This window comes from Pseudomonas rhizosphaerae (genome assembly GCF_000761155.1).
Taxonomy (GTDB): Bacteria; Pseudomonadota; Gammaproteobacteria; order Pseudomonadales; family Pseudomonadaceae; genus Aquipseudomonas; species Aquipseudomonas rhizosphaerae.
Genome location: NZ_CP009533.1, coordinates 3161249 through 3172888, shown reverse-complemented (window position 1 = coordinate 3172888; position 11640 = coordinate 3161249). Strand labels below are relative to the sequence as shown.

The following is an 11640-nucleotide window of genomic DNA, read 5'->3' as shown; positions in this document are numbered from 1 at the left end:
CGAGCGAGTAGCAGACAGGTCAGCTGGTTAGCGCTAACATGGCGAATAGTGGCGATGAATGCTTATACGGTCAAATACCGTAATTTCTACTGTTTATGGTTTTTAGTTATTAGAGGCGGGTAGATGACCGATCCCAAGCATCAGCGCAAGCGCCGTGGTGCTGGCCGCGTGACACTGGCCACCGTGGCCACCCACGCGGGGGTCTCTGCCATGACCGTGTCGAGGTATTTCAATCGACCGGACCTGGTGTCGGACGAGCATCGGCAGCGCATCGCCCAGGCGGTGACGGAGCTGGGTTATGTTCCCAATCTGGTTGCCGGAGGGCTGGCGTCGGCGCGGGGCAAGATCGTCGGCATGGTCATCCCGAACATCTCCGGGCCGATCTTCGCCCATACCATTCAAGGCTTCAGCGATACCTTGAGCAGGCATGGCTACCAAGTCCTGCTGGCGTCCAGCTATTTCAGCGCCGAGCAGGAGGAGAACGCTGTGCGTGCCTTCCTTGGCTGGTCGCCTGCGGCCCTGGTGCTGACCAGCCACTTCCACAGCGTCGGCACCGAGAAGATGCTGGCCCAAGCGCAGATACCGTTGGTGGAAACCTGGGACTATCAACCCGAACGCGCGCCGATGCAGATCGGCTTCTCGCATGCTCAGGTGGGCGTCACTTCGGTGCGCTATCTCTACGGCGAAGGCTACCGGCGCATCGCCTTCGTCCAGAACAGCGCAGCGGGCGACTTGAGTGCTCTCGAGCGTCGAGACGGCTATGCCGCGACGCTGGCCGAGCTGGGCCTGGAACCCCAGGTGTTCGCTCCCGATCCCTCCCTCGCGCCTTTCGAAGCCGGCAAACAGGCGTTGCATGCCCTGATGGCCAGCGAGCAACCACCGGATGCGATCATCTTCGCCAACGACAACCTGGCCGCCGGCGGCTTGCTGGCGGCCCAGCGCGCCGGGCTGCGCATTCCACAGGATTGCGCGGTGATGGGCTTCGGCGACTACCCCTTCGCCGAAATGCTCCTGCCCAGCTTGACCACCATCAGGCCGCCTGCGCTGCAGATTGGCGTTCTGGCAGCAACCCGTGTCCTGCAAAGCCTGGGCATCATCGAGGGCGAGCCGCCGCATCTGGAGCTGCTCGAATGCGAACTGGTGGCGCGGGAGAGCAGTTGATACGCAAAGCGGCCTTCGACTTCGCACCTGCGTTTGAAAATGACACACAAGAATGCATTAGCTAACACGTCGGGCTAGGCTAGACTTGACATGCATCGCATGGTTTTGCCTTGCACAGATCGTTTGTCCTGCCAAGGGAGTCGCCACCAATGGCCATCCACAACATTCACGACGCTAAGAGCAATCTGTCGCGCTTGCTCGAACAAGCCGCAGCCGGTGAAGTGGTGGTCATCGCCAAGGCCGGCAAGCCCATTGCCAAGCTGGTGGCCTATGATGCGCCAGAGCCGCGCGAAGCAAAGCGTATCGGTTTCATGCTTGATCTTGTGGTTCCGGAAGACTTTGATGAGCTCGACAATGAGGTCGCCAATCTCTTCGACAGTATGCAGCTACTGACGGCCGACGCACTATTAAGTCAATACGGCGCACCCGCGTTGCAGGTTTGAGCCTTGCTACCCAAGAAGCTCGATATGCAGATATTCGGCCACGCTCTGTGCGCTGGCGTTCTTCAGGTAGGGCACGCGACCCAGGCAAGGGGCCGGCAGGCGTTCGGCCAGGGTGGCGAGGTTGTCTTCCAGGCGTGAGGTTTTCGGTTCGATGATATTGGCCACCCAACCGGCCAGTTGCAGGCCGTCGCGGGCGATGGCTTCCGCGCTCAGCAGGGCATGGCTGATAGCGCCGAGGCGCACGCCCACCACCAGAATCACCGGCAGCTTCAAGGCAATGGCCAGGTCCGACAGATTGGCCTGGTCGGACAGCGGCACGCGCCAGCCACCAGCGCCTTCGATCAGGGTGAAGTCGGCCTGCCGGGCCAGCACCTCACGCATGGGTGCCAACAGCGAGCCGACGGTCAGGGCCACGCCAGCCTCGCGGGCGGCGATGTGGGGGGCGATTGCAGGTTCGAAGGCGACCGGGTTGATCTGCGCGTACTCAAGCTTGAGCGAGCTCTGGGCCATCAAGGCCAACGCGTCGCTGTTGCGCAGGCCCTTGGAGGTCACCTCGCAACCCGAGGCAACAGGCTTCGCGCCCAGCGTGCTCAGGCCCTTGAGGCTGGCAGCGTGCAGCAGGCCGGCGGCCACGGTGGTCTTGCCGATGTCCGTGTCGGTACCGGCGATGAAATAGGCGCTCATCAGGATTGTCCTTGCTCGACGGGTTTGCGCAGCACAGCGTAGACCACCTGGTAGGTGGCTGGCAGCCCCTGGGGTGCACGAAAGGCTTCATAGGCTTGCAGCAGACCGAGCATGCGCGCGCGGCCGGTCAGGCCGTCGGGGCGACCGGGGTTGAGGTTGTGCGCGCCCAAGGCTTTGAGCTCGTGGGTCAAGCCACGCACGTCGGCGTAGTGCAGCACATGGGGCACGTTATCCAGGTTCAGTACCTCCAGGCCGCTGTCGGCGCACAGGCGCTGGTATTCGGCGAATGCGCGGAAGCGGTTGACGTGCACTCGGCCATCCACCGCTCGCCAGCTTTGCCGCAGCTCGTGCAGTGTGCCCGCGCACAGGCTGGCAAAGGCCAGCACGCCGCCGGGTTGCAAGGTTCTGCGAGCCTCGGCGAGCACGGCGGCGAAGTCGCTGCACCATTGCACCGCCAGGCTGGAATAGATCAGACCACAGCTGCCGTCGCGCAGCGGCAGTTGCTCGGCATCGCCAGCCACATGCCAGGTGGCACCACCCTGTACCCGCGCGTGGCTGAGCATGCCTTCGGCAATGTCCAGTGCCACACCGACACCGTTCGGAAAACGCTGGGCCAGAACACGGCTGAAGTAGCCGGTGCCGCTGCCCAGGTCGAGCCATTGCGACGGTTGCAGGCCGTCTGGCAGTCGAGTGAGCAATGAGTGACCCACGTCCCGCTGCAATTGCGCAACGCTGTCATAACTCGCCGCCGCCCTGGAGAACGACGCCGCCACCAGCCGCTTGTCCGGCAACCCAAACGCCGTCTCCCGCCCCACCTCAACCCCTGTAGCAGCGGCGCAAGCCGCGTCATCAACCACCCCAGACCCTGCGCCAAACACAATCCCGTTCCTCTCACTCATGCACAAAGGCCCCAATTGCACCAGCAACCCTATGCGGGTCCTCCAGCATGAACCCATGGCTGGCCCGCTCGACCACGCCGATCTCAGCCACCGGCACCAGCTCTCGCAATGCGCTCACTGCCCCAACAGGCACCAGCGAATCACCCGCCGCGAACAGGTGCAATTGCCGCCCGCCGAAAGCCTGTAAGGCCGCGCGAGTGTCGAGCGCCGCCAGCACGCGCAAGCCCTCGACCAACGTCTGTGTCGCAGCCGGCTCAGCAACCGCCAGTCGCCGAGAAAGCCCGCGCGGATCAGCAGCGCCTTGCGCACAGAGCGATGCGAAGCGCTTCAGCAGGGTTTTCGGATCCGCCTTGCAAGCGGCCAGAAACGCTTCGAACGTCTCAGCGGGCATTGCATCCGGCCAGTCGGCGCGGGCCACGAAACAGGGGTTGCTGGCCAGGGTCAACAGGCCAGGGCAGCGTTCACCCCGACGCGCCGCGAGCTCGGCGGCGAGCATGCCGCCCAGCGACCAGCCGCCCAGCCAGACATCGTTCGGCAAGCGTTCGTCGAGCGCGTCGAGCCAGTCGGAAAGCTGGATGGAGCCAGGCTCGGGCAAGGCTTCGGTCTGCACCTGCACGGGTTCAGCGAGCCCTCGCAAGGCGGTGACCAGAGGGTCCAAAGCACCGCTGCCAAGGCCCCAGCCGGGCAGCAGGATCAGGCGCTCAGACATGTTCGGCTCCCAGCAACGGGTAGCATTCAGCCAGCGCATCGAGCAATTGCTGGACCTGGGCACTGCTGTGCGCTGCCGAAAGCGTCACCCGCAACCGCGCACTGCCGGCAGGCACGGTCGGCGGACGTATGGCCGTCACCAGCACCCCACGTTCGCGCAACAACTGTGACAAGTGCAAGGCACGTCCGGCATCGCCGACCAGAATCGGCTGAATGGGCGTGAAGCTGTCCATCAAGGTCAGGCCCAACTGAGCGGCGCCGTGGCGGAACTGAGCGATCAAACTCGCCAAGTGCTCGCGCCGCCAGTGTTCGCTGCGCAGCAGTTGCAGGCTGCGCAAGGTGGCGCAGGCCAGCGCCGGTGGCTGGCTGGTCGTGTAGATGTAGGGCCGAGCGAACTGCACCAGGGTCTCGATCAGTTCCTCGCTGCCCGCCACGAAGGCGCCTGCGGTGCCAAAACCCTTGCCCAGGGTACCGACCAACACTTGCACATCGTCCATCCCTAGCCCGAAATGCTCGACGATACCGCCGCCGGTAGCGCCCAAGGCACCGAATCCGTGGGCGTCGTCGACCAGCAGCCAGGCGCCCTTGGCCCGCGCGACCGCCGCCAGTTGTGGCAGCTCGGCGAGGTCGCCGTCCATGCTGAACACGCCGTCGGTCACCACCAGCGTGTTGCCGACGGCTTTGGCCAGGCGTGTTTCCAGGCTGGCTGCATCGTTGTGCAGGTAACGGCTGAAGCGCGCGCCGCTGAGCAGGCCGGCGTCCAGCAGCGAGGCGTGGTTGAGACGGTCCTGCAGCACGCTATCGCCTTGCCCTACCAAGGCAGTGACCGCGCCCAGGTTGGCCATGTAGCCGGTGGAGAACAGCAGTGCCCGTGGACGCCCGGTGAATTCGGCCAGGGCCTCTTCCAACGCATGGTGAGGGCTACTGTGGCCAACCACCAGATGGGACGCGCCACCGCCTATGCCCCAGCGCTCGGCGCCCTCGCGCCAGGCCTTGATCACGTCGGGGTGGTTGGCCAGACCCAGGTAGTCGTTGCTGCAGAAGGCCAGCAGCGGTTGGCCATCGACCACCACGCGCGGCCCTTGCGGGCTTTGCAGCAATGGACGCTGGCGATAGAGGTCGGCGGCGCGGCGCTCGGCCAGGCGCGCGCTGAGGTCGAAAGGCATGCAGGCCTCAAATGGCAGTGGGTGAACGCCGGCCGCGTGGGCCGGCGCAGGGTCAGGCGGAGGCGGCGTCGTAGAACAGGTCGCTGCTCTTCTGTTCGACCAGGGCCTGTTCGATGGCCGCTTGATGGACTTCGTCAGCGTGTTCTTCGCGCGCTTCGGGGGCGATTCCCAGGCGGGCGAACAACTGCATGTCCTTGTCCGCCTGCGGGTTGGCGGTGGTCAGCAGCTTGTCGCCGTAGAAGATCGAATTGGCCCCGGCCAGGAAGGCCAGTGCCTGCATCTGCTCGTTCATCGCCTCACGCCCGGCGGAAAGACGCACGTGGGATTGCGGCATGAGAATGCGCGCCACGGCCAGCATGCGGATGAAGTCGAACGGATCGACATCCTCGGCGTTCTCGAGCGGGGTGCCGGCGACCTTCACCAGCATGTTGATCGGCACCGATTCGGGATGCTCCGGCAGGTTGGCCAACTGGATCAGCAGCCCGGCGCGGTCGTCCAGCGACTCGCCCATGCCCAGGATGCCGCCCGAACAGATCTTCATGCCGGCGTCGCGCACGTGGGCCAGCGTCTGCAAGCGCTCGCTGTAGGTGCGGGTGGTGATGATGCTGCCGTAGAACTCCGGCGAGGTGTCCAGGTTGTGGTTGTAGTAGTCCAGCCCGGCCTGCGCCAGGGCCTTGGTCTGGTCTTCGTCCAGCCGGCCCAGGGTCATGCAGGTTTCCAGGCCCATGGCCTTGACCCCGGCAACCATCTGCAACACATACGGCATGTCCTTGGCCGAGGGGTGCTTCCAGGCCGCACCCATGCAGAAGCGCGTCGAACCGATCGCCTTGGCGCGGGCGGCCTCCTCGAGCACCTTCTGCACTTCCATCAGCTTTTCTTTTTCCAGCCCGGTGTTGTAGTGCCCCGACTGCGGACAGTACTTGCAGTCTTCGGGGCAGGCGCCGGTCTTGATCGACAGCAGGGTCGAGACCTGAACCCGATTGGGGTCGAAATGCGCGCGATGCACGCTTTGCGCCTGAAACAGCAGGTCATTGAAAGGCTGCACGAACAGCGCCTTGACCTCGGCCAGGTTCCAGTCGTGACGAACGGTTGCAGTTGTACTGGCGCTCATCGGCGATTCCTTGTTTATGCTCGGTCAGGCGCACGGACGCAGGATTGTCCATGGGCACAACGTGGCTATTGAGTCGAATGCGGGCATGATTAAGGAAGCGTAATGCACTGTCAACCTGCTGCAAATACCTCGGTTTACAAGTGGGTAAAAAGTGATCAGGTTTGCTTGTTGTGTGACGGCGCCTCGGGTAACCCCTACGCCCTCTGCGAGGCCTGTGAATGCGATCTGCCTTGGCTGGATGAGCAATGCACGGTGTGTGCGCTGCCGCTTGCCATGAGTGGATTCACCTGCGCCCCGTGTCGGCGCCGCCCGCCCGCCTTCGAGAAGGTGGAAACTCCGTGGTATTACGGTTTCCCCATCGACAGCCTGATCACGCGCTTCAAGCACAACAGCCAGTGGCCATACGGACGCCTGCTGGCAGAATTGACCAGCCACTGGCTCGACCATCGTTTCAACGAGGATCTGCCACGCCCGCAATTGCTGATTCCGGTGCCCATGGGCCGCAAACGCCTGCGCAAACGCGGCTTCAACCAGGCTGAAATGCTCGCTGGCTGGCTGTCCAGGGCGCTGCATATCGACTGCGATTCGACCGTCGTTCAGCGCACGCTCGAAACACGGGCCCAGCAGGAACTGGGTGCCAAGGCGCGGCTGCACAATCTGCAACACGCTTTTTCCGTGATGCCTGGAGCAGGACTGGAAGGGCTGCACGTGGCCCTGGTCGACGACGTGATGACCACCGGCGCCACGGCCCAGGCCCTGGCGGTGCTGCTGCGCAAGGCGGGCGCCGCGCGCGTGGACGTCTACTGTCTGGCGCGCACGGCCAAGGCCGAGTAGCCTTGAACCATGACCTTGTCCCCCTTGCTGGCCCAACACATCGCACGTCGTCCGCAACGCATCGAGTTGCTGCGCCATATTGCCGAACAGGGTTCGATCACCCGCGCCGCCAAGGCCGCCGGCCTGAGCTACAAAGGTGCCTGGGACGCCATCGACGAACTCAACAACCTGGCCCACACGCCGTTGGTCGAGCGGGTCGTGGGCGGCAAGGGCGGCGGTGGCGCGCGACTGTCCGCCGAAGGCCAGCGCCTGCTGCGCCTCTACCAGAAACTGCAGGCGCTGCAGGCGCAGGTGCTCGAAGCTGCCGAGGACGCCAACGACCTGGACCTGCTTGGCCGACTGATGCTGCGCACCAGCGCACGCAACCAGTTGCATGGCCGCGTGACCGCCATCGACACCCAGGGCCGCAACGACCAGATCACCCTGGACCTGGGGGCAGGGCTGAGCCTGCGCGCCCAGATCACCCACGACAGCACGCAAACCCTGACGCTGGCGCCGGGTGCCGTGGTGGTGGCGTTGATCAAGGCCGGTTGGCTGAGCGTGTTGCCAGTGGATGTTGCGGGCACGCCCGGTCATGACTGCCTGCGAGGGGTCCTCGAGCAGATCCTGCCAGAGGCGCAAGGGCCTTGTGAAATGCGCATCGGCTTGGCGAACGGGCAGACATTGTGTGCGTTATCCCCGCGCTGTCCGGTCAATGTAGGTGAACCGGTCAATGTCTGGCTCGACCCTGCCAGCGTGCTGCTCGGCACGCCACTTTAGCCCGCCCGATACCTCTCGAGTTCCTTTCCCACACGCCGGATGAAGGCTGCTGCCACGGTGCGCAGTGACCCTCATCCGGCGCCGGGCGGGTATTGACTTTGCCCAGGCGTAAACGTATGTTTCAAACACCCGTTTGATAGCGACAACCTGTCGCAGGTCGAACCCCCCGGAGTTCAGCAGAGGTTTATCGCTATGTCTGATTACAAGGCCCCCTTGCGTGATATTCGCTTCGTCCGCGACGAGCTGCTCGGCTACGAAGCGCACTATCAAAGCCTGCCCGGTTGCCAGGACGCAACGCCGGACATGGTCGATGCCATCCTTGAAGAAGGTGCCAAGTTCTGTGAACAGGTACTGGCACCGCTGAACCGCGTGGGTGACATCGAAGGCTGCACCTGGAGCGAGGACGGCGTGAAGACGCCGACCGGCTTCAAGGAAGCCTACAAGCAATTCGTCGAAGGTGGCTGGCCGAGCCTGGCCCATGACGTCGACCACGGCGGCCAGGGCTTGCCCGAATCCCTCGGGCTTGCGGTCAGCGAGATGATCGGCAGCGCCAACTGGTCCTGGGGCATGTACCCCGGCCTGTCGCACGGCGCCATGAACACCATTTCCGCCCACGGCACCCCCGAGCAGCAGGAGGCCTACCTGACCAAGTTGGTGTCCGGCGAGTGGACCGGCACCATGTGCCTGACCGAGCCGCACTGCGGCACCGACCTGGGCATGTTGCGCACCAAGGCCGAACCTCAGGCCGACGGCAGCTATGCGGTCAGCGGCACGAAGATCTTCATTTCCGCTGGCGAACACGACATGGCCGACAACATCGTGCATATCGTGCTGGCACGCCTGCCCGATGCCCCGGCTGGCACCAAAGGCATCTCGTTGTTCATCGTGCCCAAGTTCATGTCCAACGGCGATGGCTCGATCGGCGCGCGCAATGCCGTGACCTGTGGCTCGCTGGAACACAAGATGGGCATTCACGGCAACGCCACCTGCGTGATGAACTTCGACGGGGCTACCGGCTACCTCATCGGCCCTGCCAACAAGGGCCTCAACTGCATGTTCACCTTCATGAACACCGCACGTTTGGGCACCGCCCTGCAGGGGCTGGCACACGCCGAAGTGGCGTTCCAGGGTGGTCTGCGCTATGCCCGCGACCGCTTGCAGATGCGCTCGCTCACCGGCCCCAAGGCACCTGAAAAGGCCGCCGACCCGATCATCGTGCACCCGGACGTGCGCCGCATGCTGCTGACCATCAAAGCCTTCGCCGAAGGCACGCGTGCCATGGTCTATTTCACCGCCAAGCTGGTGGACGTGCTCAAGTTCAGCCAGGACGAAGAAGAGCGCAAGCGCGCCGATGCCCTGCTGGCGTTCATGACGCCGATCGCCAAGGCGTTCATGACCGAGGTGGGTTTCGAAGCCGCCAACCACGGCGTGCAGATCTACGGTGGGCACGGCTTCATCGCCGAGTGGGGCATGGAGCAGAACGTACGCGACAGCCGCATTTCCATGCTGTACGAAGGCACCACCGGCATCCAGGCGCTCGACCTGCTGGGCCGCAAGGTGCTCATGACCCAGGGCGAGGCGCTCAAGGGCTTCACCCGCATCGTGCACAAGTTCTGCCAGGCCAACGAAGGCAACGAGGCGGTGGCCGAGTTCGTCACGCCGCTGGCGCAACTGAACAAGGAGTGGGGCGAGCTGACCATGAAGGTCGGCATGGCCGCCATGAAGGACCGCGAGGAAGTCGGCGCGGCCTCGGTCGACTACGTGATGTATTCCGGCTACGCCTGCCTGGCCTACTTCTGGGCCGACATGGCTCGCGTAGCGGCGCAGAAACTGGCCGAAGGTCATGGCGATGCGGCGTTCTACACGGCCAAGCTGCAGACTGCGCGCTTCTACTTCCAGCGCATCCTGCCGCGCACCCGCACTCACGTTGCCGCCATGCTGTCCGGCGCAGGCAACCTGATGGCCATGGACGAAGCGCACTTCGGCCTTTCCTACTGACAGGCCAACCAGCCTGCGGCGCGCGTCGACCCGAGCGCGCCGCCCGGCTTTCGAACTTCAGCCCTCGAATTCCTGCGAGTTAGCCATGGCGGACTACAAAGCTCCCTTGCGCGATATGCGCTTTGTTCTGAATGAAGTATTCGACGTCGCCAGTCACTGGGCGCAATTGCCGGGCCTGGCCGACAGCGTCGACGTGGAAACCATGGAGGCGATCCTCGAAGAGGCCGGCAAGGTCACGGCCCAGGCGATCGCACCGTTGAGCCGTGCGGCCGACGAAGAGGGCTGTCACTGGCGCGATACCGTGGTCACCACCCCGGCTGGATTCCTCCAGGCCTACCAGACCTATGCCGAGGGCGGCTGGGTCGGCGTCGGCGGCGAGCCCGCTCACGGTGGCATGGGCATGCCCAAGGTGATTTCGGCGCAGGTCGAGGAGATGGTCAACTCGGCCAGCCTGGCGTTCGGCCTGTACCCGATGCTGACGGCCGGTGCCTGCCTGTCCATCAACGCTCACGCCAGCGACGAGCTGAAGCAGACCTACCTGCCCAAGATGTATGCGGGCACCTGGGCCGGCTCCATGTGCCTGACCGAAGCCCATGCAGGCACCGACCTCGGCCTGATCCGCACCCGCGCCGAACCGCAGGCCGACGGCAGCTACAAGGTCAGCGGGACGAAGATCTTCATCACCGGCGGCGAACACGACCTGACCGAGAACATCATTCACCTGGTGTTGGCCAAGCTGCCCGATGCACCGCCGGGGCCCAAAGGTATCTCGTTGCTGCTGGTGCCCAAGTTCATGGTCGATGCCGACGGCAACCTGGGCGCGCGCAATGCCGTGTCGTGCGGGTCCATCGAGCACAAGATGGGTATCCAGGCGTCGGCCACCTGTGTGATGAATTTCGACGGCGCCACCGGCTACCTGGTCGGCGAGGCGAACAAGGGTTTGGCAGCCATGTTCACCATGATGAATTACGAGCGGCTGGGTGTGGGTATCCAGGGTCTGGCGTCGGCCGAGCGCTCCTACCAGAACGCCGTGGAATATGCCCGCGACCGGCTGCAAAGTCGCTCACCTGCTGGTGCTGCCCAGCCCGACAAGATGGCCGACCCGATCATCGTCCACCCGGACGTGCGGCGCATGCTGCTGACCATGAAGGCCTGCAACGAAGGCGGGCGTGCCTTTTCCACCTACGTTGCGTTGCAGTTGGATACGGCCAAGTACAGCGAGGATCCGATCACACGCAAGCGCGCCGAAGATATGGTCGCTTTGCTGACGCCGGTGGCCAAGGCGTTCCTGACCGACCTGGGCCTGGAAACCACGGTGCATGGCCAGCAGGTGTTGGGTGGCCACGGGTATATCCGCGAGTGGGGCCAGGAGCAGTTGGTGCGCGATGTGCGCATTACCCAGATCTACGAGGGCACCAACGGCATCCAGGCGTTGGACCTGATGGGCCGCAAAGTCGTGGGCAACGGTGGCGCGTTCTACCAGCTGTTTTCCGATGAAGTGCGCGCCTATGCGACCCAGGCTGATGCCGCATTGCAGGAGTTCACCCAGCCGCTGATCCAGGCGTTGGACCGTCTGGATGCGCTGACGGCCGGGGTTCTGGACCGGGCCGGGAACGATCCGCGCGAGATTGGCGCGGCGTCCGTCGAGTACCTGCAGGCCTTCGGCTACACCGCCTATGCCTACATGTGGGCAAGGATGGCCGGCGCTGCGCTGGGCAGGCAGGACGACGTGTTCTACGCCAGCAAGCTGGGCACGGCGCGGTTTTATTTCGCGCGTTTGTTGCCGCGGGTTCATTCGCTGGCGGCCGCCGTCGAGGCTGGCAGTGCGTCGCTGTTTCTACTGGATGAAGCGCAGTTCTGACGATGTAAGCTTTGGC

Annotated in this window: 11 protein-coding genes; 6 read left to right on the top strand and 5 right to left on the bottom strand. The window is 64.3% G+C overall.

What is annotated here, in order from left to right; genetic code table 11:
* The first annotated feature begins 123 nt into the window (after positions 1-123).
* Both LT40_RS14060 and LT40_RS14055 read left to right on the top strand, forming a co-directional pair.
* Positions 124-1161, top strand: coding sequence for a LacI family DNA-binding transcriptional regulator (locus LT40_RS14060; RefSeq protein ID WP_043191252.1), 1038 nt, complete (start codon positions 124-126; stop codon positions 1159-1161).
* 149 nt (positions 1162-1310) lie between these two features.
* Positions 1311-1604, top strand: a complete 294-nt coding sequence (locus tag LT40_RS14055; RefSeq protein WP_052393434.1) for a type II toxin-antitoxin system Phd/YefM family antitoxin — start codon at positions 1311-1313, stop codon at positions 1602-1604.
* Positions 1605-1610: 6 nt separating this feature from the next.
* Here the strand turns inward: LT40_RS14055 and bioD are convergent, their stop codons facing one another.
* The 5 genes from bioD to bioB form a co-directional block, all read right to left on the bottom strand.
* Positions 1611-2291 carry a dethiobiotin synthase gene (bioD, locus tag LT40_RS14050; protein ID WP_043191249.1) on the bottom strand — a complete coding sequence of 227 codons (681 nt, stop codon included), beginning with the start codon at positions 2289-2291 and terminating at the stop codon, positions 1611-1613.
* Positions 2288-3103: a malonyl-ACP O-methyltransferase BioC gene (gene bioC / locus LT40_RS14045; protein ID WP_043191246.1), complete on the bottom strand. Its 816-nt coding sequence runs from the start codon at positions 3101-3103 to the stop codon at positions 2288-2290. Before bioC ends, bioD begins: the two co-directional genes overlap by 4 nt.
* A 76-nt stretch (positions 3104-3179) precedes the next feature.
* Entirely contained in the window at positions 3180-3896 is a 717-nt protein-coding gene (locus LT40_RS14040) for an alpha/beta fold hydrolase (RefSeq protein WP_043191243.1), read from the bottom strand.
* Positions 3889-5061, bottom strand: coding sequence for an 8-amino-7-oxononanoate synthase (gene bioF, locus LT40_RS14035; RefSeq protein WP_043191240.1), 1173 nt, complete (start codon positions 5059-5061; stop codon positions 3889-3891). Before bioF ends, LT40_RS14040 begins: the two co-directional genes overlap by 8 nt.
* 52 nt (positions 5062-5113) lie before the next feature.
* Positions 5114-6172: a biotin synthase BioB gene (bioB, locus tag LT40_RS14030; RefSeq protein ID WP_043191238.1), complete on the bottom strand. Its 1059-nt coding sequence runs from the start codon at positions 6170-6172 to the stop codon at positions 5114-5116.
* Positions 6173-6274: 102 nt separating this feature from the next.
* Here bioB and LT40_RS14025 point away from each other — a divergent pair, with 102 nt between their 5' ends.
* From LT40_RS14025 to LT40_RS14010, 4 genes are all read left to right on the top strand, one after another.
* On the top strand, positions 6275-7006 hold the full coding sequence (locus LT40_RS14025; protein ID WP_043191235.1) for a ComF family protein: 732 nt from the start codon (positions 6275-6277) through the stop codon (positions 7004-7006).
* Positions 7007-7015: 9 nt separating this feature from the next.
* Entirely contained in the window at positions 7016-7765 is a 750-nt protein-coding gene (locus tag LT40_RS14020; protein ID WP_043191231.1) for a TOBE domain-containing protein, read from the top strand.
* Positions 7766-7957: 192 nt separating this feature from the next.
* On the top strand, positions 7958-9763 hold the full coding sequence (locus tag LT40_RS14015; RefSeq protein WP_043191229.1) for a phenylacyl-CoA dehydrogenase: 1806 nt from the start codon (positions 7958-7960) through the stop codon (positions 9761-9763).
* Between the two features lie 85 nt (positions 9764-9848).
* Complete coding sequence (locus tag LT40_RS14010; protein ID WP_043191227.1) at positions 9849-11624, top strand: acyl-CoA dehydrogenase C-terminal domain-containing protein; 1776 nt, start codon at positions 9849-9851, stop codon at positions 11622-11624.
* Positions 11625-11640 lie beyond the last annotated feature (16 nt).

Excerpts from the sequence above, each read along its gene's own strand:
- LT40_RS14060 (WP_043191252.1), top strand. The coding sequence starts at position 124 with ATGACCGATCCCAAGCATCAGCGCAAGCGCCGTGGTGCTGGCCGCGTG.
- LT40_RS14055 (WP_052393434.1), top strand. The coding sequence starts at position 1,311 with ATGGCCATCCACAACATTCACGACGCTAAGAGCAATCTGTCGCGCTTG.
- LT40_RS14040 (WP_043191243.1), bottom strand. The coding sequence starts at position 3,896 with ATGTCTGAGCGCCTGATCCTGCTGCCCGGCTGGGGCCTTGGCAGCGGT.
- bioF (WP_043191240.1), bottom strand. The coding sequence starts at position 5,061 with ATGCCTTTCGACCTCAGCGCGCGCCTGGCCGAGCGCCGCGCCGCCGAC.
- bioB (WP_043191238.1), bottom strand. The coding sequence starts at position 6,172 with ATGAGCGCCAGTACAACTGCAACCGTTCGTCACGACTGGAACCTGGCC.
- LT40_RS14025 (WP_043191235.1), top strand. The coding sequence starts at position 6,275 with ATGCACTGTCAACCTGCTGCAAATACCTCGGTTTACAAGTGGGTAAAA.
- LT40_RS14020 (WP_043191231.1), top strand. The coding sequence starts at position 7,016 with ATGACCTTGTCCCCCTTGCTGGCCCAACACATCGCACGTCGTCCGCAA.
- LT40_RS14015 (WP_043191229.1), top strand. The coding sequence starts at position 7,958 with ATGTCTGATTACAAGGCCCCCTTGCGTGATATTCGCTTCGTCCGCGAC.
- LT40_RS14010 (WP_043191227.1), top strand. The coding sequence starts at position 9,849 with ATGGCGGACTACAAAGCTCCCTTGCGCGATATGCGCTTTGTTCTGAAT.